This is a genomic window from Candidatus Accumulibacter cognatus, from assembly GCF_000584975.1.
GTDB classification, from domain to species: domain Bacteria; phylum Pseudomonadota; class Gammaproteobacteria; order Burkholderiales; family Rhodocyclaceae; genus Accumulibacter; species Accumulibacter cognatus.
This window is the reverse complement of the sequence record NZ_JDST02000052.1, coordinates 1-24,501: the sequence shown is the minus strand read 5'-3', so window position 1 is coordinate 24,501 and position 24,501 is coordinate 1. Positions and strand designations below refer to the sequence as shown.

Below are 24,501 nucleotides of genomic sequence, written 5' to 3'. Positions count from 1 at the left end.
AAAATGAGGAAATCACCTTAGGTCGTCGTTTCACATTCCCATCCGATCAATCGCCTGGAGATACGACAGGGCTTCGCCGGCGAGGGGTATGCGGAACAACAAACCGGTTCCTCACAGCCAGCTTGCCAGGACCGAATACAGTTCGGCCTGCTTGAACGGTTTGGCGATGAAATCATTCATGCCGGTACTGAAGCAGCGCTCGCGGTCACCTTCAAAGGCGTTGGCCATCAGGGCGATGATCGGGATGCCATACTGCTCGCTGGTACCCAGTGCCCGTTCACGAGCCCGGATCCGTCGAGTTGCTTCGAAACCGTCGATTTCCGGCATCTGGCAATCCATCAGGACAAGATCAAGGCGCTGGACGGCGGTTCTTTCAACCGCCTGCAGTCCATTTTCAGCCAGACTGACCTGCCATCCGAAAGCTTCAAGAAACGCTTGCGTGACCAGTTGGTTGACGGCGTTGTCTTCAACCAGCAGCACCTGCCCTGACAGACGCCGTTCGACGGCTGAAGCGAGTGGCCGTGCTGCCGCATTGGCCGGGTTTTGCTGGGCAGCCTGAAACGGCACCTCGAACCAGAAGGTCGATCCCTTGCCCGGCGTACTGTGGGCACCCATCGTGCCGGCCATCAAGGTGACGATCTGCTGGGAGATTGCCAGGCCAAGCCCGGTACCGCCGTAGCGACGCGCGTGCGAAAAATCGGCCTGGGTAGAGGCGTCGAAAATGTGCGTCCTATCTTCTGCTGACAAACCAACGCCGGAGTCCCGTACGGAAAAGCACAAGCGTTGCTCTCCAAGAGGAGACCGACACCGAAACCTCCCCCGATTCAGTAAACTTGATCGCGTTTCCGACCAGGTTGGTCAGTACCTGACGAGGGCGCAGCGCATCGCCATGCACGCTGCTTGGGATATTGTTGGCAATATGCACGGAGAGGGCCACATCCTTGCTGCCAGCAGTGGCGCCGAATCCATTGACCAGCTCTCCGAGCAGGGCGCTGCAGGTTGAAGTCTTCCTTCCGAAGTTCCAGTTTGCCGGCTTCGATCTTGGAGAAGTCGAGGATGTCGTTGATCATCCCCAGCAGGCCCTGGCCAGAACGGTAGAGGGTATCGAGAAGACTGCGCTGCTGCTCCGACAGCGGTGTGGCAAACAGCAGTTCGGCAATGCCGAGCAGCACGCCATTCCTCGGCGTACGAACCTCATGATGGTGCCGTGCGTACCAGCCCAGCACCAGCGCGTGTGGCGCCGACGGCCAGAGCGTGAGCAGGAGCAGCGTCGAACCGATCATCGACATCGCCAGCAGGTGAGGCGTCAGCCGATAGATCATGGCGATCTGCTCGGCGAACACCTGCGTACCGATGTCGTCATATTCGCTGCCGCTGCTGCCCATGATCGGTATTCCCGATCTTCGAAAAGCGTTAGCTACAGTCTGAAACCGAAGTGCTTCAGCAACTGTGCCGTTTCGCATAGCGGCAAACCCATCACGCCGCTGTAGCTGCCCGCCAGATACTCGATGAACATGCCGGCACGCCCCTGGATGCCGTAAGCGCCAGCCTTGTCCATCGCTTCGCCGCTGGCGACATAGTGACGAATCTCGTCATCATCGAGAAGGCGAAAACGCACCTCGCTGATCGACAGGGCCAGTTCGATGCAATCTTCGAAGCCGATGGCCACTGCCGTCAGGACTCGATGCGTGTCGCCGGACAAGCGCTTCAGGATACGCCTGGCATCCTCGGCGTCACGCGGTTTGCCGATCAGTTCGCCGGCCAGTTCGACCGTGGTGTCCGCTGCCAGAACCGGTTGCGGGAAGAGCTTTCGCCAACGAACAACACGACAGCCATGTTCCGCCTTGCTGCGAGCGATACGCTCGACGTAGCTGTTCGGGTTCTCACCGGGCAGCGGTGTTTCGTCTAGGGCAGGGTCGTCACGGGGTGAATTGCGTGGCAGGATGGTATCGAAGGCAACACCGATTTGTGTCAGCAGTTCGCGCCGGCGTGGGCTACGCGAAGCCAGATGCAGGCGCGAATACGGCATGTCGACGGACATCAATCAACTCTCCCTGTGGTAAGGATGATTGCGGACGATGCTGATCGCGCGATAAAGCTGTTCACAGAGAATCAGCCGCGCCAAGGCATGAGGCAAGGTCAGGCTCGACAAGCGAATCGCTTCGTCGGCCTGTTGTTTCAAGGCTTCGTCAATGCCATCGGCACCACCGATGACGAAGGCCGTCGCCCCCCCGGAGCGCATCCAGCAAGCGAGGCGATCGGCAAGTTGCAGCGTCGGCAGATCGGCGCCGCGCTCGTCAAGTATGACCATTCGCTGATAACCCTGCAAGGCCATCAGCAGGCGGACCTTCTCGGCGGCGAGTAATTGTTCTCGACTTTTCGATCCCCGTGGTTCCGGTTTGACTTCGACGATCGACAAAGGCAATTCGCGGGGCATGCGCTTGACGTACTCGGCGCAGCCCTGGGCCACCCATACGGGCGGTTTGTGGCCGACCGCGAGGATGGCGAGTTTCATTCCCCACCGGTGACCGTAGCCTCGACGGCAATCCTCTGCACGCGTAACGGTCCCTTACCACCCCACAATTCTTCCAATTTGTAATAGCTGCGAACGGCCGGTTGCATGACATGCACGATGATGTCGGCGAGGTCGATCAGCACCCACTCGCCGAGTGCCTCGCCTTCGCAGGAGAGGACTTGCCCGCCGGCGGCACGAACCTTGTCCTGAACGTTTTGGGCCAACGATTTGACCTGACGGTTGGAGTCGCCACAGGCGATGACCATGCGGTCAAAAAGTGCGGTCAGGCGACTGGTATTGATGACCTCGATATCACGGGCCTTGATGTCTTCAAGCGCGTCGACCACGAGTTTTTCCAGTTGGGGCAATGGTATGGGCAAATCAGTACTCCGGGTAAAGGTTTTCGGTTTGAATATAAGCGATGACTTCGTCGGGCAGCAAGTAGCGGGAACTGCGGCCCTTCGTCAACAGGCCGCGAATCTGTGTCGCCGAGATCGCCAACTGGCTCATCGTGAAGGGGACGATACGTCCGGCGGGCGATTCGGCCAATGCTGCCGGACTGGCAGAGAAGCGGTCACGATAGCAGCTCGCCAGATCTGCCGGCAGACTGGCACCATCGATCGGAAACCCAGGACGCTGCGCAACCGCGAGGTGCGCCAGATCGAACAACGACCGCCAGCGATGCCAAGCGGGCAGGCCGGCAAAGGCGTCGGCACCTACCAGCAGCACCAGTGGCCGTTGCCTCCCACACTGATCGAGCTGGCGCAAGCGTTCCAGGGTTGGCACGGTGAAACTTGGCCGATCCGCTTCGACCTCGGCGGCATCGACCGAGAAGCGCGGGTTGTCGGCAATCGCCAGGCGCACCATCGCCAAGCGCTGCCGCGCGATCACTTGCGGCCTGCTGCGCAGCGCCGGCTGACCGGCTGGAATCCAGCGCACCCCGGCGAGATCAAGAGCGTCTGCAGCCTCTTCGGCAAGACGCAGGTGACCGTAATGAACCGGGTCAAAGGTGCCACCAAAAATTCCCAGGGGCCGGTCGCTGGAGCGATCAGGCATTGTCTTCAATGGTGACGAAAACGTCGCGGTAACTGATGTAAAAGCTGGCAAACAGCGTTGGCGCAAGAACGAGGATCAGCAATGCCGTCATCAGCACCGCCAACAGCGCTGCGCTGCCGGGCAGCAGGGTCGCCAGAATGCCGATGAAAAGCCCGGGCAGCAAGGTCGCGACAACCATGATGGCCAACGAATAAACCAGAAAGGCGCGCCAGTTGCGCAAGCAGGCGACGAAACTGAAGAAGAGCGCCTTGGCAGGCGGCAAGCCATGCCAGCCGGCGAGCACCGGCGCATACCAATAGGCCATGATCAGCGGACACAAGAAGAGTAGCGCGATCTGGGTGGCCAGCAGCAGGCTGCCATCGTTTACCACCCCCTCAGCAGGTTTCTGGCCGGCCAGCATCATTGCCATCAGCGCACCGCCGTCTACCAGCCCGGAAACGGCGAGAATCCCGACCGTTGCCGCCAGATAGAGAGCCCCCAGGATCAGCAAGCCGCGCAGGTTGCTGGCAAAACCCGAGAACAGAAGCCGCGGAGAAAGGGGCGCACCTTGCTCGATGCGGCGGCAGGCATTCATCAGACTGACCGAAAAGGCCGGGATGCACAGCGTCGTCGCCACCGTGCCGAGCACGGGAATGATATTCACCAGAGCCATCAATACCCAATAGCTGACGACCAGAAAAGTGAGCATCAGGTGATTCTTGCGAAAGATCCGAAAACCATCGGCCAGCCAGCGCCAGCCTTGGGCAGCAGGAAGAGTCAGTGCTTGCATGTCATCAGGTCGCTCAGACGGCAATGAAAATATCACGATAGGAGGCATACACCGAACCGGCAAGCACCGGCCCGAGAACCAGGAAGCCGAGCCCGATGGGCAACGCTGCGAAGAAGCAGAGTATCAGACTGATCAGACCGTAGACCAGAAAAACCAGGAAGTTCTTGAGGCAGGCACGGATGCTCGCCTTGAGCGCGTCGACCGGCTGCAATCTGTTGAAGACCATCAGCGCCGATGCAAACCAAATGGACAGGGCAATCAGCGCGCAGAGGATCCGCGACGGCAGCGCGCCCAGCAGCCCCGCGCCGAGCATGGCCAGCATGTAGAACACCCCGAGCACCACCAGGCCACCGGAGTGGCTCTGGAAAGCGGCGAAAAGATCGCGGATTTCGAGCTTCTGGTCGCGCTCTATTTTCCTGCAGGCGAGCAAGAGACCGGCAGCCAGAAGGGGCGTCAGCAAACAAGCTGCGGCTTCGGCAAACCAGGGAACAATCGCCAAACCAGACAAAATGACCATCAGGATGACTGTCATCGTCATCCAGACCCCCGGATTGGCGAGAAAGATCGCCCAGCCTTGTCTGAACCAGTCGAAGACATTGCCGACATCGACGCAGCGGCTAGCGCCGTTGAACATTGGCGCGGGGATCGGAAAGGATTCCTTGAGCATGTGGGCGCAGACCTGACGATAGCTGATGCTAGCCACCCTGCGCGGCTGCGGCCACCAGCCGGCCGTCGTGACAGTCCAGTGTGCGCCGCGCCAGCAGGATGCTACGGTAGGCATCCGGATCGCGTTTGATGACCAGTTCGCCGGGCCGTGGCAAATGGTGATCGTACAGGCGCGAGGTCCAGAAACGCAGTGCGGCTGCGCGCAACAATATTGGCCAGGCGGCCTGCTCGCTGGCCGACAATGGACGCCGCCGGCCATAAGCGGCAAGAAGTGCGGCGCAGCGTTCGCTGTTGAGCCCGCCAGTCGCAGTGGCACACCAATCGTTCACGGTCACCGCCAGATCAAACAGCAGGTCGTCGACACCCGCAAAATAAAAGTCGAGCAGGCCGCTCACCTGGTCGCCGACAAAGAGAACGTTGTCGCGAAACAGATCGGCATGGATGATGCCACGCGGCAGGTTAATCGGCCGCGCGCGCTGCTGATACCGCACTTCGTCACCTAACAGTTCAGCATCGTCCCGATCCAACCAGGGCTCGATCTGTACAGCAACGCGCGTGCACCAAGCGCCATCGCGCTGATGTGCCGACTGGATCGGGCAGGTCTGCGCGGCGACATGCAGCTCGGCCAGCATGCCACCGATCGCCGCGCATTGTGCCAGGTTCGGATTGCTCTCGGTGCTCCCCGGCAGCCGGCTGACGAGCACTGCCGGCTTGCCCTGGAGTTGGCCGAAGTACTCGTTACGGCGGTTGGCAACAGGTGCCGGACAGGGAATGCCCTGCCCAGCCAGGTGCGCCAGCAATTGCATGTGAAAAGAAAGTTGCTCACCCGGAGCCTGCTCGAAAATGGTCAGTACGTAACTGCCAAGCGTCGTGTCGAGAAAGAAGTTCGTGTTCTGGACGCCTTCGGCAATTCCGGCGAGTGTCTGCAGGGTACCCACTGCGTAGTTCTCAAGCCAGGCTGCCGCCTGCTCGGCACTCAGCGGGGTGAACACCGACATGGCGTCAGGCGCGGATGGACGATAGCAAGGACGGACAGATCGTCAGAAGGTCCCGATCACCCAGGTGGGGACACTGAGATCGGGAGTCCCCATGGTCTCCCTGCTGAAGTTTCCGTCACCCTCCCGGTCAACCAGGTAGTAGGGAACACCGTGCGCCGGTGTCACCTTGATCTTGTAGAGTTTGCCCTTGATCCGGTGTTCCTCGACGGTATCGCCTTCGCGTTTGATGATCGTCACCTCCGGTTCCAAGGCCGCATCAAAGGGCGCCATCTCCGGCGGCGGCGGCGGGACTGCCGGCAAGGGCTGCAAATCCGTCCGGTTCTGGGCAGACGCCGGCGCGGCAGCGACCATCAGCAGGGCAAAGAGGGCGAGAAAGCGACGCATGAGGAATATCCCTGGGTGATTAATCGATCAGTGAGCAGTTCACCGATCAAAGTGAATTGTAGTATAGATTGAGCAGCAGCCTGCGCTTGCCGAGCCGATGGCGACAGGGTCGTCGACCTAACGGTCATGACTCTTCCGGGCCCCCCGATCATGGAAGTCATGACCGTTTTCCTCTTTCCTGCTCCCTCTCACGGCCCACGCTGCAGCGCGGGCCGACTGCGGCGGCGCCGCGCAGTGCTCCGCAAAACCCCTCCTTCGCCCCCGCAAACAGTAAGGAGGGAGAGGCGTGCGTCGCACGCGACTTTCACATGAAGGAACTCTGCGATAATGCCGGGAACTCGCCGGACGGACAGAAGCGACCTGCCCATGGCCTCACGCTCTAGCGACCAAGTCACGCCCTTCCAATCCCTTTATGGCCCGCCCATGCCCACCCTGCTACTGGTCGACGGATCGTCCTACCTTTATCGCGCTTTTCATGCCATGCCCGACCTGCGCACGACGCAGAGCGAGCCAACCGGTGCGCTGCATGGCGTACTGAACATGCTGCGCCGCCTCGAAAGCGACTACCAGACGTCGGGAATCGACTATAAGGGCTGCGTCTTCGACGCCAAGGGCAAGACCTTCCGCGACGACTGGTACCCGCAGTACAAGGCCAACCGCCCGCCGATGCCCGATGATCTGGTGCGCCAGATCGAACCCCTGCACGCGGCGATCAAGGCACTTGGCTGGCCGCTGCTGATGTTTGACGGCGTCGAAGCCGATGATGTGATCGGTACGCTGGCGACGCAGGCGGCGGCTCAGGGCGTACAGGTGGTAGTGTCGACCGGCGACAAGGATCTCGCACAACTGGTCGGCCCACGGGTCAGCCTGGTCAACACGATGAGCAACGAATTGCTCGACGAAGCTGGCGTGATCAGCAAATTCGGCGTGCCGGCAGGACGCATCGTCGACTACCTGGCGCTGATCGGCGACACGGTCGATAACGTTCCCGGTGTCGACAAGGTCGGCGCCAAGACGGCGATCAAATGGCTCGCGCAGTACGGTTCGCTCGACGGGGTGATCGCTGCCGCGCCTGACATCGGCGGTGTCGTCGGGCAGAACCTGCGGCGAGCACTCGATTTCCTGCCGCTGGCACGCCGCCTGGTGACGGTGCGCCGTGACCTCGACCTGGCGCTGGCGCCGTCCGACCTCAAGCCCCGCCCCCTCGATCGCGAACGACTGATCGAAATTTTCTCGCACTACGAGATGCGCAGCTGGCTCAAGGAAGTACAGGGACAGGACGATGGCGCCAGTCGCATGACGATGGACGATGGCGCGCTGCCGGCCGCTGCGCCGAGCACCCAGGCCGACCAGCTGGCCTCCGCTGCGCACCGCGCGGCTTACCAAACGATCCTCGACTGGCCGGCTTTCGAGCGCTGGCTCGAGAAGATCGGGAACGCACCCTTGACCGCGCTCGATACCGAAACCACCAGCCTCGACCCCTTCGCCGCCCGCCTCGTCGGCGTATCGCTGGCGGTCGGGCCTGGAGAAGCGGTCTACCTGCCGCTTGCCCACCACTACCCCGATGCACCGGCGCAACTGCCGCGCGCCGAAGTGCTGGCGCGTCTCAAACCCTGGCTCGAATCGCCACGACACGCGAAGATCGGCCAGCACCTCAAGTACGACCAGCATGTGCTGGCCAACCACGGCATTCATCTCGCCGGTGTGGAACACGACACCCTGCTGCAATCGTATGTCCTCGAATCCGGCAAGGACGGTGTTCGCGGTCACGATCTCGGCCAGCTCGCGACCCGCCACCTCGGCCTCACGACGATCCCCTACGAGGCACTCTGCGGCAAGGGCGCGAAGCAGATCGGCTTCGACCAGGTGGCGATCGACCAGGCTTCCGGGTATGCCGCCGAAGACGCCGACCTCTGCCTGCGTCTGCACGAACGGCTGTATCCGCAGATCGCCGCCGACGCCGGTCTGCGGTACATTTATCAAAACATCGAGATACCGGTACGCGACATCCTTTTTCGCATGGAACGAACCGGCGTCCTGATCGATGCCGAACTGCTCAAGCAGCAGAGCCACGAAATCGGCAAACGCCTGCTTGAACTCGAAGCGAAGGCGCACGTAGCGGCCGGCCAGCCGTTCAACCTCAACTCGCCCAAACAACTGGCCGAAATCCTGTTCGACAAGCTTGGCCTGCCCGTGAAAAGGAAGACTGCCTCTGGAACGCCGTCGACCGACGAGGAGGTGCTCTCTGAACTTGCGCTCGACTACCCGTTGCCAAAGATCCTGCTCGAATCGCGACAGCTCGCAAAACTCAAGGGCACCTATACCGACAAGCTGCCGAAAATGGTCAATGCCAGCAGCGGCCGTGTGCACACCAGCTACGCGCAGGCGGTCGCAGTGACCGGCCGGCTGGCTTCAAGCGACCCCAATCTGCAGAACATCCCGGTGCGCACCACCGAAGGACGGCGCATTCGCGCGGCATTCATCGCGCCGCCGGGAAGCCGCATCGTCTCAGCCGACTATTCACAGGTCGAGCTGCGAATCATGGCGCACCTCTCGGAAGACGCGCGTCTGCTCGCAGCCTTTTCCCAGGGTGAAGACGTACATCGTGCCACCGCCGCCGAGATTTTTGGCGTCGCGACGGGCGACGTCGGCCCCGACCAGCGTCGTGTCGCCAAGGTCATCAACTTCGGGCTGATCTACGGCATGAGCGCTTTTGGCCTCGCCCGTCAGCTCGACCTGACACGCGGTGCCGCGCAAGCGTATATCGAGCGCTATTTCGCGCGCTATCCGGGCGTTGCCGCCTACATGGAAAAAACGCGTGCGGCGGCCAAGGCCCAAGGTTATGTCGAAACCGTTTTCGGGCGTCGTCTTTGGCTTTCCGAAATCCATTCCAGCCTGCCCGCGCGCCGTCAGGGCGCCGAACGCGCAGCGATCAACGCACCGATGCAGGGATCGGCTGCCGACCTGATCAAATCAGCGATGATCGTCGTGCAGCGCTGGCTCGACGCCGAGCGCCTGCAGACGCGGCTACTGCTGCAAGTGCATGACGAACTCGTCCTGGAAGCCCCGGAAGCCGAGTTGCCCTGGGTCCGCGCCCAACTGCCGCGCCTGATGACTGAATGGGCTGCCCTGCGCGTGCCACTGGTAGTCGATGTCGGCGTCGGCATGAACTGGGATGAGGCGCATTGATTCGAGTCATTGCCGGCATGTTGCTGCTTCTGACCGGCCTGCTGTCCGGCTGTGGCAGCACGCCGGGCAGGGTCGCGGTTTACCAGAACGAAGGTTTCGAAGCCAACGAGACTTTCTCGCGACTGTTTGACGCCAGCGCCGAAGCAACCTGTGAGGCTGCGCGCCGGACGCTGCTCAGCCAAGGCTACCTACCGACTACGGTGAAACCTGATTTCATCAGTGCTAGCAAGCATTTCCAGCCCGAAAGCGAGGTGCATGTACAGATTGCGTTCAATGTCGTCTGCGCCCCGGAAGGCCGTCTCGGCAAGCTCTCGACCGTGTATGTGAACGCCATTCAGGACCGCTACGTGCTCAAGAAGAACCCGAACTCGGCGACCGTCGGCGTCAGCGCAATCGGCTCGGTCTCGATTCCGCTGACGCCCAGCGAAGATTCGCTGGTCAAGGTAGCCAGCGAAACGATCCCTGCCGGGCCATTCTACGACCGGTTCTTCGCGCTGATGCAGCGCAATCTTGCCCATCATGAGGACGAACAGTAACCGCGGGCACGCAAACAGGCGTGCTTCCCTGCGCCCCTGGACGGGAGTCAGCATGAACCATCACTAGCGCTGATAAAGATTGGCCAGTTCCTGATGATCGAGATCGTTAAGCGGCAGGTCGAAGGCAATCCGCCCCTGCCTGAGGCCGATCACCCGGCCGGCCAGCAAGGGCAGCAGCACGGGGTTGTGGACGACGCTGATGAGCGTCGCTTGCCGGGCAGCCTCGACCAACAACTGGCACACCTCGGCGGCAGCCGAGGGATCGAGAGCGGCGGTCGGCTCATCGGCAAGAATCAGGCGCGGCCGCTGCATCAGGAGACGGGCGATCGCCACCTTCTGCTTCTCGCCACCCGACAGCCGGTCTGTACGGGTATGCGCGCGGTCCAGAAGAGCAACCGCTTGCAAGGCCTGTGCTGCCAGCTCTGTTTCGTGTGCCGGATAGCAACGCGTCCAGCCGCGCCAGCCGCGCACGCGGCCGAGACCGCCGATCAGCACGTTTTCCAGTGCCGACAGCCGGGCAACCAGATGCAGGCCCTGCAATACCTGTCCCACTTCCTGGCGCAGCGCGCGCAACTCGGTAGCGGACATGGGTTCTGCCAGCGCGTGGCCAAGCACGTCCAGCGTGCCATGCGCGGGTCGCATGAAGCCGCTCAGCAGTCTCAGTAGGGTCGACTTGCCGGCCCCATTGTGACCGACGATGGCAATGCGCTCGCCCTCGGTGATACTGAGTTCGTTGATGTCGAGCAAGGCGCGCCCCTCCGCGACACAGGTCACGGCTTGCAGTGAGATGACGGCAGAGGATGCGGCGGCGCTCACAGCAGAGCCAGGCGAATGCGCCGGCTGATGGCGTCGAAAGAGGCAACCAGGAACACAACCACGATCAGCACCGTCGCCAGCCGTCCCCACTGAAAGAGCGAGATGGCTTCGGTGATCAGTAGGCCAAGGCCACCTGCGCCGATGATGCCGAGAATCGTCGAATCACGGATGTTGAACTCCCAGATATAGAGGTGGCTGGATACAAACTGGGGAAGGACAGCGGGCCAGATGGCATTGAAGAACACCTGTACCGGCCCAGCACCAACGCTGCGCACCGCATCGATCGAGGCGATGTCGAGAGTCTCGATTGACTCGGCGAAGAGTTTCCCATAACTGCCCATGCTGTGCAGAGCGATGGCCAGGATGCCGGCAGTCGGCCCGAGGCCGACGATTCCGACCAACACCAGACCAAAAACCAGGGTGTGGATCGAACGTGCGACGTCGAGAGTGGCTTTCGCCAGCCAGGCAAGTTGCCCCGGCGCCGCCAGGTTGCGCGCCGTCAGTACCGCCAACGGCAAGGCCAGCACGGCGCCGAGCAATGATCCCAGGGTAGCAATGCGTATCGTCGTCCAGGTAGCGCCAGCGAGCCCGGCAAGGTACTCCAGTTCGACCGTGCGGCGATTTTCGACACGCAGCAGCGTGCCGTCATCGCTGCGATACGCGAATTCCGGGTTGCCCAACCAGACATCGACGAAACTCGGGCGGGCGAACTCTACCGCGGTCCTCAACAGGTTTCGAACCGGGTTACGCCCCAGCGACAACTCCCCTTCTCCAGCCAGTGAACCAAAACAGGCTGCGACCAGCAGGAAGTAGATCAGGGTCAGAGCGAGAAAAGCAGAGCGACCGCTGCAACCCTTCGCCAGGCGCTCGGCAAGGCGCGCGCACCAGCTACGCGTCACTTCGGCCGCAGTTTGCCGGTGGCCAGACCGGCATCACGGATTGGTTTGTAAAAACCGTTGTCGCGGATCACAAAGCCGGTGTAATGGGGTGGCAACAGATTGGGCTGCGTATTCAGGGCCTGGCCGACGTCGAGCAACGCTGCCTGCAGACGGGCAACCAGTGCCTGGTCGGCGAACAGTGCCCGACTGACGGCCACGGCGTCGTTCGGCAACGGCGCCGATTGCCAGATGATCTTCGACTGATCTGCCCGGATCAGCCCCTGTTCGATCATCGCCGTGCGGTTGCGGTTGTAGTCGGCACCGGCATCCAGGACGCCTTGTGTCACCTGTGTTTCAATCGCCTGGTGCGGAGCATGCAGCACCTTGGCGAAATAGCTGTCTGGATTGATCCCCTGGGTCATGAAGAAGTGCAGCGGGATCAGGTAGCCGGAAGTGGATCCCTTGTCGCCGAAGGCGAAGGTCCTACCCTTGAGATCGGCAACCGTCTGGATTCCAGAATCGGGATGGGTAACGATGATCGCATGATATTCGGGCTTATTGTCGTAAAGGATGCTGGCCACCACCTGCGAGCCCGCTTCGTTGTTGGCGAGCACATAGCCCCAGGGTCCCATCAGGGCGATGTCGGTTTCACCGTTGGCAAGAGACTTGGCCAGACCTTCCCAGCTATCGACGGTGCGCAGTACGACCGGTCGATTGAGCCTGGCCGCGAGGTAATCGGCGAGCGGGCGATAGGTGGCATCGTTCTTGTCCCGGTTCGGCTGGAAGAGGCCGACGCCGAACTTGAGCAGCGGCTCAGCGGCCAGGCCGCCGGTGGACAGCAGCGCGCTGGCGAGCATGACCAGAACGCATGACCAGAATTTCATGAATGCTCCTGATGCATGGGTAAAACCGAAATGGCTTTTACGGACTTCATGAGATGGCCGGCAGCTTGTACTTGCGCTGGATCTTCGCCACCAGGGTGGCAATTGGACCCAGCCGGGGATGGCGCTGGTTCTTGGCCAGCAGCATCTGATGGTAGCGATGTGCATCGCTCAGCTTGTCCGCGTCAACCCCATTGGTGTAGACATCGAGGAACAGCGCATAGGCGGCGTTGGCGATAATCTGCGGGTTGCCGGGCAAACGTTCCGCGGCCTCCCTGAGCATCGCCGCGGCGGTTTTGAAATCACCTGCCTGTCCCTTTCGGACGGCCTCGTCATTGATCTGGATGATCTCTGCGTTGCTGTTGCTGATCAGCGTTTCCGCACGCTCGGCATTGCCGTGGGTTTTCATCATCTGGGTGATGCTGGCATGCAGGACGGTCTGGTCCGGATTGTTCTGGACGACATCCTTGAGTATCTTCTCGGCTTCGTCGTGCCGACCGTGAACCAGGCAGGCCTTGGCAACAGCCAGTTTCGCCGCTTCCGACAGGCCCTGGGTCCCTCCCTGCATGACCCGTTCCAACGCCTGCTGCGCCAGTTCCGGATTGCCCGCCTTGTGCTGCGCGACCGCTTCCACCGCAGCCAGCAAGGTGGTGTCCCCGGTATTCCGGAAGCTGTTCTTGGCCTCGCTGATCAGGGAAATCGCCTGTTCGGTGTCGCCGAGCTCGGTCAGCGCATTGCCAAGATTGGCGTAGTCGTTGAGGTCGCGCAATGGCGAGTTGCGTGTCTTCTGGACGACGGTGCGCAGCGCTTTCTCGACGCGACCAAAATCTGCAGTCTCTTCAGCAATCCCGGCAATCGCACGATGGCGGGCCAGTGAATTGGGGGACATCTCGCAGGCTTTGTCGAGAACCCGGAGTGCGCTGTCGGACTCCCCGGATTCCCGGAGCAGGCAGCCCAAGGCATCGTAGGCCGCCAGAAAACGCGGTGTCTCGGCCAGCAGCTCATTGAGCATATGCTTTGCCTGCTCCAGGTGGCCACTACTCTGGTACGCCTTGGCCAGCCCCAGTTTTGCCCAGGGCATCGAGCGTATCTGCAGAGCGCGCTGGTAGAATTCGACGGCTTCGTCAAAACGTTGGGTCATGATCAGAGCGTTGCCCTTGACGCGCAGGGCGTCCAACAGGAATTTGTCCTTCGCGGCGATAATTTCGTCGCAGGCCACGATCATTTCCTGCCAGCGGCCTTGGTCCTGCAGCTTGTCAATCTGTGCCAGTCGCCGCTTTTTTTCCAGCAAACGATCGATACGCGATTTGAGGGCATCCGCTGTGAAGGGTTTCAGCAGGTAGTCGTCCGGCAGACACTCGGCGGCGGTAATCACCGACGTGTAGCTCTGTTCGGCGGTGATCATCAGGAACAGTGTCGACCGGCTGATGATCCCGCTTGAGCGGACATATTCGAGAAACTGCTGACCGTCGGTCGCGCCGCCGAGGTAGTAGTCGCAAAGAATGATGTCGAATCGATTGCTGGTCTTGAGCATTTCGAGCGCATCCCGGACGGTCCCCGCAACGCTGGTCTGCTCGACGCCCAGACTGCTCACCTGGCTGCGGATCGAGCTACGCATTTCGGCCACGTCGTCGATGATCAGGATGCGTTTGTTTCGGTAAGGCGAGATGATGGCCATTGCAGTGTAGCGCCCTGAAAACTTCCTGGATGGTACCGGATTTCAGCGGTCCTTGCTGCTCGTGTAACTGGTCGGCCTGCGGGTTCCGGACCCAAGTGCCACCAGTGTTGCAGGCCTCCGGTCAAGCGGCGGTCAGAGATTGCAGAATAACATGTCGAACTCGACGTCGTTATCGCAATGACGCGGCCGATGGTCGCTATCGGGTCGAATGAAGCGAATGTTCAGCGCGTACTTGTTGGCGCTGATTTCCGGAATGTAAGGGTCGTGCATTTTGAGTGAAATGCGAACCATTTGGGAACTGCTACCGCCAAGCATCAACTGGAAGGCGCCTCCGACGGCGATGTGATGCTCGGGACGGCCACTGGCGCGCAATAGGCGCAGTACGATGGTCAGCGCATCACGTAGCGGCAGCATCGGCTGCAGCCAGGCGACCAGTGCGTCACGTCGCACCCCAGGATCCTGATGCCGCCAGTAATGGTAGGAAGGCAGATCGAATTCGCAGACACCACCGGGAATGCTGGCACGACTCTTGATACTCATCAGCCAGTCGTTGTCACGAAGATGTTGGCCGATCTTGCCGGTCATTCCGAGCAGCGCTGCCGATGCCTGCTCGATCTCGTAGAGGGCACCAGAAAGCGCATCTTCAGAGATGTCCGGATTGTTGCGATAGCTCAGCAGGCTCTGGCGCTGGCGTTCGAGTTCCTGAATCAGATCCATTTTCAGGTCGGCGCGCCCAGCCACATCGAGGATCTCGAACAGGGTCAGAAGGACGACATGATGTTCCTGCGAGCCATCACGTTGCAGAAAACCGTTCGCCTTGTGGAACAAATCCTCAAGACGCAACAGTGTGCGGATGCGTTCATTGAAAGGATATTCGTATGTGATCACACAGCCGCCAGCGTGGGGAACAGGAATTTTGATAATTCTGAAGCATATGCGGCAAAACCTCAACGGCCAGCATGCGTTTTCGCCCGAGCCAGCTCAAGATAATAGCGGTGCAGAGCCTCGACTTGCGGCAACAAGGCGTCGAGCTCGCCATCATTCTGCACCAGATCATCGGCCACTGCTCGCCGCTCCCGCCGTGAGCTCTGGGTTGCCATGATCGCCTTGACGGCTTCTACGGCAAGACCGCTCCGTGCCATGACGCGAGCGATCTGAACCGTCTCGTCACAGTCGACGACCAGCACCCGATCTGCGCGCTCGCGATAACCGCCCGTTTCGACCAGCAGGGGAACCACCAGCAGCACGTAGGGCGCATGCCCGGACTGCGTGGCAGCCGCACAGAGCGCCCCGCTCTGCTCCCGGATCAGCGGATGCAGGATCGCTTCGAGTCTTGCCTTTGCGTAACGATCGGAGAAGACCAGGTTGCGCATGGCGGGACGATCCAGCGCACCGTCCGCTTGCAGCACGCTGTCGCCGAACGTGGCGGCAATCGCTGCCATCGCAGCCCCCTGCGGAGCCGTCAGTGCATGCGCAATCACATCCGTATCAACCAGGGCAGCACCCCGCCCGGCAAAGAGCTCGGCGACCGTACTCTTGCCGCTGCCGATGCCGCCGGTCAAACCGACAATGAAGCTCATGGAGTAAGCTCTTCCTTGATTCTGCAGGCCAGCGGGCTGGCCTTCGGCAAGCGCGTGACGATCGCCTGATGCAGTGCATCTGCGCGTGCTTCAGGACCCTGAATTTCAAGGGTATTGAACGGTGGCCGGGCCTTGCGCTCGGCCATGCGGGCAGATTTGACCCCTTTCGCCTGCAGGGTGGCAAGTCCTGCACTGGCGGCTTCCTCGGTGCGGTAGGCACCCAGTGAAATCGCCAACTGGTTGGGCCCGGCGGCCTGCACCACAAAAAAATCCTGAATTCCCAACTGCTGCAATTCGGCTGTTTTCTTGCCGACTTCCTCCTTGCTGGCCAAGGGCGGAATGAAGACCCAATAGCCACTGTTTTCTGCCACCGTGCGACGCTTCGCCTTGAAGTCCGCAAACTGTTCGCTCAACAGTCGTTCGATCTGGTCAGCCTCGGCACTGCTCAGCTCACTCCACAACCGGCAGCTTGTCGCCAGCGAATTCTCGGATGCTGTTTCCGCTCCCCTGCTGGCCGTGCGTGGTGGTTCGCCACGCGCAATCACCTTGATTTGATCGGCAAGTAATTGCTGCCCTAGGCGCCGCGCGTCTGGATTGACCGGCATGCCGAGGTAACCCCGCGCCCATACGAAAAAAAGCAGGTTGGCAAGAACTAGAAGAAAAACGGCGAGCCGCATCGGGACGATCATGCGACCGTCGGCAAATGTTCGAGCGAAGCATGAATGGCTGCGGCGGGGTACTCGAAATCCTCGAGTTCACCTGCGAAATACCGGTCATAGGCAGCCATGTCGAAGTGACCGTGACCGGTCAGGTTGAAAAAGATCACCTTCGCCTCGCCACTCTGCTTGCAGCGCAGCGCCTCGTCGATGGCGGCCCGGATCGCATGGTTGGACTCGGGCGCGGGAATGATCCCCTCGGCGCGGGCAAAGATCACGCCGGCCTCGAAAGTCGCCAACTGCGACACGGCCACTGCTTCGATCAGGCCCTCGTGGTAGAGCTGCGAAACCAGTGGCGAATCTCCATGGTAGCGCAGGCCACCGGCGTGAATGCCCGGCGGCATGAAATCATGCCCGAGTGTGTACATCTTCATCAGCGGTGTGAAGCCCGAGGCATCGCCAAAGTCGTAGGCATAGACACCCTTGGTCAGCGTCGGACAGGAACTCGGTTCGACGGCAACCAGCCGGGTAGGTTTGCCGTTGCGCCCACCGGCTGCATTGTCCGCAACGAATGGGAAAGCCACACCGGCAAACGATGAACCGCCGCCGCAGGGAGCAAAGATGACATCCGGCCAATCACCGGCCTTCTCGAACTGCCTCTTTGCTTCCTGACCAATGATCGTCTGGTGCAGCGCGACGTGATTGAGCACCGAGCCAAGCGTGTAACTGGTGTCGGCCCTGGAAGCCGCCTCCTCGACGGCTTCGGAAATCGCAATGCCCAGCGAACCCGGGTTGTCCGGATCCTTCTCCAGTAGGTCGCGACCAGTCTGGGTCATCTTCGAGGGGCTGGCAAACACCTCGGCACCCCAGGTCTGCATCATTGAACGCCGGAAAGGCTTCTGCTGGTAGCTGATGCTGACCATGTAGACACGCACCTCAAGGCCAAACATCTGACCGGCAAAAGCCATTGAACAACCCCATTGCCCGGCGCCGGTCTCGGTCGTGATGCGCTTGATGCCTGCCTGCTGGTTGTAATACGCCTGCGGGACAGCGGTGTTGGGCTTGTGCGAACCGGCCGGCGACACGCCTTCATGCTTGTAGTAAATTCTGGCCGGCGTCCCGAGCACCTCTTCGAGCCGGCGCGCACGAATCAAGGGGGACGGGCGCCACAACCGATAGACTTCGCGCACGGCATCCGGAATCTGGATCCAGCGCGCGGTAGACATTTCCTGTTCGAGGATCGCCATCGGAAAGATCATCCCCATCTGCTCAGGGGACACCGGTTTACAGTCGGGGCCCAACGGCGGTAGCGGCGGATTCGGCAGATCGGCGACGACGTTGTACCAATGAGTAGGGATCTCGGAGTGTTCAAGAGTAAAGCGAAGCGATTCCACACAGCCTCCCTGCATTTTTTGAACGAAGATTCCAAGTATACCCCTGGATACTGCGACGAATCATTTTCGAGTCTTGTCAGACCCCCCAGCCAGATCCGGAATGCCGCGCCCCAGTTCGCGCCGCAGCACGCGCGCGGGCACAAAGGCGCTGATCAGGCGTTGGCAGGCGAGGCGTGCGGCAGCGCTATTGTCCTGGCTGAAATTGCAGACATACAGGTCGAGGGTGACCGCGCGTACTTCCGGCCAGGTATGCACCGCAAGATGCGACTCGGCGAGCACCACGACACCTGTCGCGCCGGACGGGTCCAGCGCGTTGCCGAATTGGTGAAAGATCTGTCCGACCGGTGTCAACCCAGGCGTAGCACATACGGCCAGGCAGAGTTCCCGCAACGTGCCGGCGTCAGCGAGTAACCGCAGGGCACAGCGGCAATCGTAGAGTTCAGCGAGCAGGTGCAGACCGGGCATGGCAAATCCCTGGGTTCCGGAAGGCCGGGCATCGTCGTTCCGCAGCGGCTGACCCCATTTTCTCACGCTGCTTACGGCAAGCAGGCGAATTGGAGCTTGGGCGACATTCGCCACTGCTGGATCATGGCAGCAAACGCGCCCAGCAGCAGCAAACCGCCCATCCCGAACGCCAAGGTCAGCGTAGACCCCCACAGTGCCGGTGCGATTAGACCGGCGGCAAGGGTGTTGAAACCGGATTGCAGGAAGGTCTGGCAGGAAGCCGCCAGGCCCCGTTTTTCCGGGAACAGGTCAAGCGCCCGCAGGGTCAGGCAGGGCATCGCCAGTGACATGCCGAGAGTGAACCCAAAGAGGGGCAACACACTCCAGGGTAACATCGGTGGCAGCACCAGATTGAGGATGAGGTTGAGCGCTGCAGCAGCGCTCATCACCAGATAGCCGATAGCAATCGTGCATGCCGGAGAAAGCTTGCCGGCCAGCCGGTCTGACGACCACGCACCGATCATCAGGCCAGTCATTGCCGGGCCGAACAGCCACAGGAAACCGGTCGCTGAAACGCCCAGATGGCGCATCAGAAAGACGGGCGCCGACAATACATAGATGAAGAAAGCGGCGAAATTGAACGCCAGTGCAGAACAGGTCAGCAGAAAGGCGGGAGAAGTCAGCACCTTCCAGTAACTGCGACTGAGGTAGCCGACATGCAGGGACTGGCGCAGGTGACGGGGCAGGGTTTCGGGCAGCAGGAACCAGCAGCTCAGCCACAGGACAACACTGTTCAGCGCCAGAAAGGCAAACACCGAGCGCCAGCCAAACCATGATTGCAACCAGCCGCCGAGCACTGGCGCAATCGCCGGAGCCAGGGCGAAGATCATCGTGACCTGCGCTATCAGCCGCTGTGCTGAGGCTCCCTCGTAGAGATCGCGGACGATCGCCCGACAGATGACCAGACCGGCACCGGCAGTCATCCCTTGCAAGGCGCGCAGCAACCAGAGATGTTCGATTCGTGTGGCGAGCATGCAACCGGCCGAGGCCAGCGCAAAGAGCGCGACGGACACCAGGATGACCCGCCGACGCCCAAGCGCATCGGAGATCGCGCCATGCCACAGCGTCATCAACGCGAAAGGCAGCAGATATGCGGTCAACGTTTGTTGAACCTGTAACGGAGTAGCCCCGAGCGAGGTGCCGATGTCTTGAAAAGACGGCAGGTAAGTGTCGATCGAAAAAGGACCTAGCGCCGCCAGCGCGGCCAGCAGACAGACCAGGCTGCGCGGCGCGGTCGGGGGATGTGAGTTCGGCATGGATCAATCCTTTGCGAAGCGACGGAACTGTACGGCTTCAGCAACATGCTGTGCCTCTATGGTGTCGCTTTCCTTGATATCGGCGATCGTCCGAGCCACCTTGAGCAGGCGGTGGAAGGCGCGTGCCGAAAGATCGAAGCGACTGATCGCCTGTTTCAGAAGCACCGCCGCTGCCGCTGCGGGCTGGCAGAATCGGTCGATTTCCCGGGCATGCAGGCGAGCATTGGCTTTTCCCTGCCGCAGGAGCTGCCTTTCCCGGGCTTTTGTGACGCGTGCGCGCACGCCCGCCGACGACTCTCCATCGGGCGCCTGCTGCAGCACTTCCGGGGGTAACGCTGGCACCTCGATCTGTAGATCGATGCGGTCAAGCAGCGGACCGGAGAGTTTGCTGCGATAACGCAGAATCTGATCCGGCGTGCACCGGCAGCGGCCGCGCGGATCCCCGTGATATCCGCAGGGACAGGGATTCATCGCCGCGACGAGCTGGAACTGCGCTGGAAACTCGGCTTGCCGGGCAGCGCGCGAAATGTGGATACGCCCCGAGTCAAGCGGCTCGCGCAGGGCTTCGAGCACGCGCCGATCGAACTCGGGAAGCTCGTCGAGAAAGAGCACCCCCTGATGCGCCAGCGAGATCTCCCCAGGATGCGGAACGCTGCCGCCGCCGACCAGCGCCGCCGTGGAAGCCGTATGGTGTGGCGCACGGTAGGGATGGCGGCGAAAAAGTTCAGGGCGAAATTGCCCGGCCAGCGAAAGCACTGCCGCCGATTCGAGAGCGGCAGCCAGAGTCATCGGTGGCAGCAAACCGGGCAGTCGGCTGGCGAGCATCGATTTGCCGGTACCTGGAGGGCCGGCCAACAGAAGCGAATGTTCACCCGCCGCAGCGATTTCAAGCCCACGCTTGGCCTGGGCCTGGCCACGCACGTCGGCAAGTTCCGGATAGTCGATGCACTGATCATCTCGCACCGTGTCGTCGACAAGACATTCGGTCAGCGCCGCCTGCCCGGTCAGATGTGCGCAAACCTCGAGCAGGGTATTGGCGGCAAGCACCGGCACCTGGCTGGCCAGGGCCGCCTCGCGGGCACTGCCGGCCGGGAGCACGAAGCAACGCCCCATGCCGCCGGCAGCCAGAACCATTGTCAGTGCTCCGCGAATCGGCCGCAATTCGCCAGAGAGCGAAAGTTCGCCTGCAAATTCATGACCCGCCAGCGCGGTGGCCGGAATCTGGCCAGAAGCGGCGAGAATGCCGAGGGCAATCGGCAAATCGAAGCGGCCCGATTCCTTCGGCAGATCGGCGGGAGCGAGATTGACTGTGATGCGCTTGCGAGGAAATTCGAAACCGGCATTCTGCAGGGCTGCCCGTACCCGATCGCGCGCTTCCCTGACTTCGGTATCGGGTAGTCCGACCACGGTCACATTTGGCAAGCCAGCCGCCAGATGCACCTCGACCGCCACCTCCAGAGCAGCCAGGCCGTCGAGACCGCGGCTATGGACAATGGCGAGCGGCATGACCGTGAAAGTCGCGGAGCAAGCTCAGGAAAAGCGGACGACGACCGCGAACAGCGCCTGCGCGCCAGCAAAGGCCATTCAGGCCAGCCGATCCGACGGATTCTCCAGGCGATCGAGGCGCTCTTCGAGGGTTTTCAGTTTTTCTCGGGTGCGCTGAAGAACCTGCGTCTGGATGTCGAACTCTTCACGACTGACCAGATCGAGCTTTGCCAGTCCGCTGGAGAGCAGCGCACGCGCATTTTTCTCGATGTCAGCGGCTGGAGTGGCCGCAATGAGGGCGCTCAGACGAGCGCCGAGATCTTCAAGGAATTTCGGGTCGAGCATGGTAGTCACCGAGCGGCGCCAGTGGTTGCAGGAAGCATCGAGTTTAGCACAGCCAAGACGGGCAACAGGCAACGCACTAATTTGGTGCAAAGCGTCAGAGAGCTGCGCTATCGCTGTGCAGGATCACCCACCAAGCCGCAAAAGAAGAAAACATCATTCTGATTTATAGATATAAAAGATAATGGCACGGAATCTGCTTTGAGTTGGCCAGTATTTCCTTGAACCATCCATATTTAAACTGGGGAGGCTTCTTCAGCGCCCTGATAAGGAGAGCAACATGAAACTGGTAACCGCCATCATCAAGCCCTTCAAGCTTGACGAAGTACGAGAAGCGCTGTCGGCGATCGGCGTACAGGGAATCACCGTCACCGAAGTCAAAGGCTTCGGGCGCCAGAAGGGCCATACCGAACTGTACCGCGGCGCTGAATATGTCGTCGACTTCCTGCCCAAGGTCAAAGTCGAAGCTGCGATCAGCGACAGCCTTCTCGACCAGGTGATAGAAGCCATCGAAAAATCTGCCAGCACAGGCAAGATCGGCGACGGCAAGATCTTCATTTCGACCATTGAACAAGTCATTCGCATTCGCACCGGTGAAACCGGTGAAGAAGCACTGTGAGGAGCAAATCATGAGACGCCTATTCGCCATCCTCGCCCTGCTCGGCGCAGTCAGCATCGGTGCGCCGGCCTGGGCCGAAGACAAACCTGCAGTGGCCACAGAAACTCCCACGGCGGTTGCCGCACCAGCGGCGACACCAGCGTCGGAACCCGCTGCCACGACTGCCGCCAGCGCTGCACCTGCTGCTGCGGCGGCAACACCGGCGCCGGTCGCCAACAAGGGCGACAATGCCTGGATCATGACCAGCGCTGCGCTGGTCATCCTGATGTCGATCCCTGGCCTGGCGCTGTTCTACGGGGGTCTGGTGCGCACCAAGAACATGCTTTCGGTACTGATGCAGGTCTTCGTGACCTTTTCGCTAATCAGTGTGCTCTGGGTAATCTACGGCTACTCGGTCGCATTTACCGAAGGCAGTGGCTTTTTTGGCGTGCTCGACAAGATTTTCCTCAAAGGAATCACTGTCGACTCGGTTGCCGCCACCTTCAGCAAGGGGGTGGTCGTCTCCGAACTAGCCTATGTCATATTCCAGGGCGCGTTCGCAGCCATCACCTGCGGGCTGATCGTCGGCGCCTTCGCTGAGCGTGCAAAATTTGCCGCGATCCTGGTCTTCATGGTGATCTGGTTTACGCTCTCCTACCTACCGATGGCGCACATGGTGTGGTATTGGGCAGGTCCGGACGCCTACCTTGACGCGGCAACTGGCGAGGCAGCCACCAAGACGGCCGGCTTCCTGTTTCAGAAAGGCGCGCTCGACTTCGCAGGCGGCACCGTGGTGCATATCAACGCTGCCGTAGCCGGGCTGGTCGGCGCAATCGTCATTGGCAAACGGATTGGCTATGGCCGCGAATCGATGGCTCCACATAGTCTAACCTTCACGATGATCGGAGCTTCGCTGTTGTGGTTCGGCTGGTTCGGCTTCAATGCCGGCTCGGCACTCGAAGCGAGCGGTGGCGCAGCGCTGGCAATGGTCAATACCTGGGTCGCCACCGCTTGTGCTGCGATGTCCTGGATGCTGGCCGAATGGATGATCAAGGGCAAGCCCTCGATGCTCGGCGCAGCTTCCGGGGCAGTTGCCGGCCTGGTGGCAATCACCCCGGCAGCAGGTTTCGTCGGTGTCGTCGGCGCCATTGTCATCGGCCTGCTGGCGGGGGTAGTGTGCCTGTGGGGCGTCAATGGGCTGAAGCGCCTGCTTGGCGCGGATGATTCGCTCGACGTCTTTGGCGTGCATGGTGTCGGCGGCATGCTCGGCGCCATCCTGACGGGAGTCTTCGCCGCTCCTTCGCTTGGCGGCACCGGCGTTTATGACTACGTGCTCAACAAGGTCGGCGACTACGACATGACCGCCCAGGTGATCAGCCAGTTATGGGGTGTCGGCACAGTGATCGTCTGGTCGGGGGTGGTTTCCCTGGTTGTTTTCAAACTGGTCGACATGGTCATTGGACTGCGAGTACCGGAAGAAGAAGAACGCGAAGGTCTCGACATCACCTCACACGGTGAATCCGCCTATCACTACTGAGCACGCACAAAGTCGTCTCTCCCCTTGAGGGCGCCAACACGGCGCCCTTTTTTCTGGGACAGTGTCAGCACAACACGGTGCATTGACAGCCAACCGACAATTCAATGGGATACGAAAAGCCGGAAAGCACCTACGTTGACAGCTCTCAGGCCCTTCCCTATACTCTCGAGTTTCCCAGGGTTGGTAGCTCAGTCGGTAGAGCACTGGACTTTTAATCCATTGGTCGTGGGTTCGAATCCCACCCAACCCACCAAGCCAGAACAATTCCTGAGTCAGAATTCGATGCTGGCCCGGGGCGTTAGCTCAGTTGGTAGAGCAGCGGACTCTTAATCCGTAGGTCCAGAGTTCGAGTCTCTGACGCCCCACCAAATAATCAAGCACTTAGGCCACTTTCAAAGTTTGTCTTTTTGTTTTCAGTCCTTCATGTAGCCACCATGTAGCCAAATCCGGGCAATCCGCATCGCCGCACCCAAGAAAACCCGGCGCAGGGCCGGGGCCGGTTCTGGCGTCAACAATCAAGCAAGAGGGTGCGTCGCCTCGTCGTGAGACAACGCACCTTTGCCGGCAGGCTTCTGTGACTGTCGCGATATGGCGCGGGTTCGTTGTCACTGGAAGATCTTCCGGTTAGAAGCCAGTCGCCGCCACGCACGCGCGGCAGGTTCGAGTGTTGCAATTGCGCAACGTTGCACCTTTCCAGTCGCCGCCATGTTCAAAGTGCAACGTTGCACTTTGATTTGCCTGTTTCCCGGCATCCCTTTCGCTGACAGCGCCAGCATTGCCCTT

Annotated in this window: 26 protein-coding genes and 2 tRNA genes; 6 read left to right on the top strand and 22 right to left on the bottom strand. The window is 60.9% G+C overall.

Annotated elements, in window-relative coordinates; translation table 11 throughout:
- Positions 1 to 111 precede the first annotated feature (111 nt).
- The 10 genes from AW06_RS20370 to AW06_RS10275 are packed head-to-tail and all read right to left on the bottom strand — an operon-like array spanning position 112 to position 6,388.
- On the bottom strand, positions 112 to 828 hold the full coding sequence (locus AW06_RS20370; RefSeq protein WP_337958784.1) for a response regulator: 717 nt from the start codon (positions 826 to 828) through the stop codon (positions 112 to 114).
- Positions 825 to 1,385: a histidine kinase dimerization/phospho-acceptor domain-containing protein gene (locus AW06_RS20365; RefSeq protein ID WP_273704588.1), complete on the bottom strand. Its 561-nt coding sequence runs from the start codon at positions 1,383 to 1,385 to the stop codon at positions 825 to 827. Before AW06_RS20365 ends, AW06_RS20370 begins: the two co-directional genes overlap by 4 nt.
- A 32-nt stretch (positions 1,386 to 1,417) precedes the next feature.
- Positions 1,418 to 2,041: a Maf family protein gene (locus tag AW06_RS10310; RefSeq protein ID WP_046536411.1), complete on the bottom strand. Its 624-nt coding sequence runs from the start codon at positions 2,039 to 2,041 to the stop codon at positions 1,418 to 1,420.
- Positions 2,042 to 2,044: 3 nt separating this feature from the next.
- A complete protein-coding gene (gene rlmH / locus AW06_RS10305; RefSeq protein WP_034949432.1) occupies positions 2,045 to 2,515 on the bottom strand; it encodes a 23S rRNA (pseudouridine(1915)-N(3))-methyltransferase RlmH in 471 nt (156 codons plus the stop codon).
- Entirely contained in the window at positions 2,512 to 2,889 is a 378-nt protein-coding gene (gene rsfS / locus AW06_RS10300) for a ribosome silencing factor (protein ID WP_034949440.1), read from the bottom strand. Before rsfS ends, rlmH begins: the two co-directional genes overlap by 4 nt.
- Before the next feature lie 7 nt (positions 2,890 to 2,896).
- Entirely contained in the window at positions 2,897 to 3,571 is a 675-nt protein-coding gene (nadD, locus tag AW06_RS10295; RefSeq protein WP_034949430.1) for a nicotinate-nucleotide adenylyltransferase, read from the bottom strand.
- Positions 3,564 to 4,340 (bottom strand): BPSS1780 family membrane protein, encoded by a 777-nt coding sequence (locus tag AW06_RS10290; RefSeq protein WP_034949428.1) that lies wholly within the window; start codon positions 4,338 to 4,340, stop codon positions 3,564 to 3,566. The genes nadD and AW06_RS10290 overlap by 8 nt, the downstream gene beginning before the upstream one ends.
- Before the next feature lie 13 nt (positions 4,341 to 4,353).
- Positions 4,354 to 5,043 (bottom strand): DUF2189 domain-containing protein, encoded by a 690-nt coding sequence (locus AW06_RS10285; RefSeq protein ID WP_246148859.1) that lies wholly within the window; start codon positions 5,041 to 5,043, stop codon positions 4,354 to 4,356.
- Positions 5,036 to 6,004, bottom strand: coding sequence for a homoserine kinase (locus tag AW06_RS10280; RefSeq protein ID WP_034949425.1), 969 nt, complete (start codon positions 6,002 to 6,004; stop codon positions 5,036 to 5,038). Before AW06_RS10280 ends, AW06_RS10285 begins: the two co-directional genes overlap by 8 nt.
- 42 nt (positions 6,005 to 6,046) lie before the next feature.
- On the bottom strand, positions 6,047 to 6,388 hold the full coding sequence (locus tag AW06_RS10275; RefSeq protein WP_034949424.1) for a DUF2782 domain-containing protein: 342 nt from the start codon (positions 6,386 to 6,388) through the stop codon (positions 6,047 to 6,049).
- A 423-nt stretch (positions 6,389 to 6,811) separates the two neighbouring features.
- On the opposite strand from AW06_RS10275, the gene polA reads away from it, so the two are divergent.
- Both polA and AW06_RS10265 read left to right on the top strand, forming a co-directional pair.
- On the top strand, positions 6,812 to 9,577 hold the full coding sequence (gene polA / locus AW06_RS10270; RefSeq protein ID WP_034949423.1) for a DNA polymerase I: 2,766 nt from the start codon (positions 6,812 to 6,814) through the stop codon (positions 9,575 to 9,577).
- A complete protein-coding gene (locus AW06_RS10265) occupies positions 9,574 to 10,113 on the top strand; it encodes a DUF2242 domain-containing protein (protein WP_273704587.1) in 540 nt (179 codons plus the stop codon). The genes polA and AW06_RS10265 overlap by 4 nt, the downstream gene beginning before the upstream one ends.
- Before the next feature lie 63 nt (positions 10,114 to 10,176).
- Here the strand turns inward: AW06_RS10265 and AW06_RS10260 are convergent, their stop codons facing one another.
- The 12 genes from AW06_RS10260 to AW06_RS10205 all read right to left on the bottom strand — a co-directional run bounded on the left by AW06_RS10260 (position 10,177) and on the right by AW06_RS10205 (position 21,586).
- The gene (locus AW06_RS10260) at positions 10,177 to 10,929 is read right to left on the bottom strand and encodes an ATP-binding cassette domain-containing protein (protein WP_246148866.1); all 753 of its coding nucleotides are present in this window, start codon (positions 10,927 to 10,929) and stop codon (positions 10,177 to 10,179) included.
- Positions 10,926 to 11,828: a phosphonate ABC transporter, permease protein PhnE gene (gene phnE, locus AW06_RS10255; RefSeq protein ID WP_046535836.1), complete on the bottom strand. Its 903-nt coding sequence runs from the start codon at positions 11,826 to 11,828 to the stop codon at positions 10,926 to 10,928. The genes AW06_RS10260 and phnE overlap by 4 nt, the downstream gene beginning before the upstream one ends.
- Entirely contained in the window at positions 11,825 to 12,691 is an 867-nt protein-coding gene (locus AW06_RS10250) for a phosphate/phosphite/phosphonate ABC transporter substrate-binding protein (RefSeq protein WP_034949421.1), read from the bottom strand. The genes phnE and AW06_RS10250 overlap by 4 nt, the downstream gene beginning before the upstream one ends.
- A gap of 46 nt (positions 12,692 to 12,737) precedes the next feature.
- Complete coding sequence (locus AW06_RS10245; protein WP_034949418.1) at positions 12,738 to 14,366, bottom strand: tetratricopeptide repeat protein; 1,629 nt, start codon at positions 14,364 to 14,366, stop codon at positions 12,738 to 12,740.
- A 132-nt stretch (positions 14,367 to 14,498) separates the two neighbouring features.
- On the bottom strand, positions 14,499 to 15,254 hold the full coding sequence (gene zapD / locus AW06_RS10240; protein WP_034949416.1) for a cell division protein ZapD: 756 nt from the start codon (positions 15,252 to 15,254) through the stop codon (positions 14,499 to 14,501).
- Positions 15,255 to 15,313: 59 nt separating this feature from the next.
- Positions 15,314 to 15,946: a dephospho-CoA kinase gene (gene coaE, locus AW06_RS10235; RefSeq protein WP_034949414.1), complete on the bottom strand. Its 633-nt coding sequence runs from the start codon at positions 15,944 to 15,946 to the stop codon at positions 15,314 to 15,316.
- A complete protein-coding gene (locus tag AW06_RS20360; RefSeq protein ID WP_273704586.1) occupies positions 15,943 to 16,635 on the bottom strand; it encodes an SPOR domain-containing protein in 693 nt (230 codons plus the stop codon). The genes coaE and AW06_RS20360 overlap by 4 nt, the downstream gene beginning before the upstream one ends.
- Positions 16,632 to 17,996: a TrpB-like pyridoxal phosphate-dependent enzyme gene (locus tag AW06_RS10225; protein WP_034949412.1), complete on the bottom strand. Its 1,365-nt coding sequence runs from the start codon at positions 17,994 to 17,996 to the stop codon at positions 16,632 to 16,634. Before AW06_RS10225 ends, AW06_RS20360 begins: the two co-directional genes overlap by 4 nt.
- A 60-nt stretch (positions 17,997 to 18,056) precedes the next feature.
- Positions 18,057 to 18,461, bottom strand: a complete 405-nt coding sequence (gene speD, locus AW06_RS10220; RefSeq protein WP_034949409.1) for an adenosylmethionine decarboxylase — start codon at positions 18,459 to 18,461, stop codon at positions 18,057 to 18,059.
- A gap of 71 nt (positions 18,462 to 18,532) precedes the next feature.
- Positions 18,533 to 19,756 (bottom strand): multidrug effflux MFS transporter, encoded by a 1,224-nt coding sequence (locus AW06_RS10215; RefSeq protein ID WP_034949408.1) that lies wholly within the window; start codon positions 19,754 to 19,756, stop codon positions 18,533 to 18,535.
- 3 nt (positions 19,757 to 19,759) lie between these two features.
- Positions 19,760 to 21,262: a YifB family Mg chelatase-like AAA ATPase gene (locus AW06_RS10210; RefSeq protein ID WP_034949405.1), complete on the bottom strand. Its 1,503-nt coding sequence runs from the start codon at positions 21,260 to 21,262 to the stop codon at positions 19,760 to 19,762.
- Between the two features lie 78 nt (positions 21,263 to 21,340).
- Positions 21,341 to 21,586, bottom strand: a complete 246-nt coding sequence (locus AW06_RS10205) for an accessory factor UbiK family protein (protein WP_034949403.1) — start codon at positions 21,584 to 21,586, stop codon at positions 21,341 to 21,343.
- A gap of 277 nt (positions 21,587 to 21,863) precedes the next feature.
- On the opposite strand from AW06_RS10205, the gene glnK reads away from it, so the two are divergent.
- The 4 genes from glnK (at position 21,864) to AW06_RS10185 (ending at position 24,086) form a co-directional block, all read left to right on the top strand.
- Positions 21,864 to 22,202, top strand: a complete 339-nt coding sequence (gene glnK, locus AW06_RS10200) for a P-II family nitrogen regulator (protein ID WP_034949401.1) — start codon at positions 21,864 to 21,866, stop codon at positions 22,200 to 22,202.
- Between the two features lie 10 nt (positions 22,203 to 22,212).
- Positions 22,213 to 23,718 (top strand): ammonium transporter, encoded by a 1,506-nt coding sequence (gene amt, locus AW06_RS10195; RefSeq protein WP_034949400.1) that lies wholly within the window; start codon positions 22,213 to 22,215, stop codon positions 23,716 to 23,718.
- Between the two features lie 177 nt (positions 23,719 to 23,895).
- A tRNA-Lys gene (locus AW06_RS10190) sits at positions 23,896 to 23,971 on the top strand.
- 39 nt (positions 23,972 to 24,010) lie between these two features.
- Positions 24,011 to 24,086, top strand: a tRNA-Lys gene (locus AW06_RS10185).
- Positions 24,087 to 24,501: the final 415 nt, after the last annotated feature.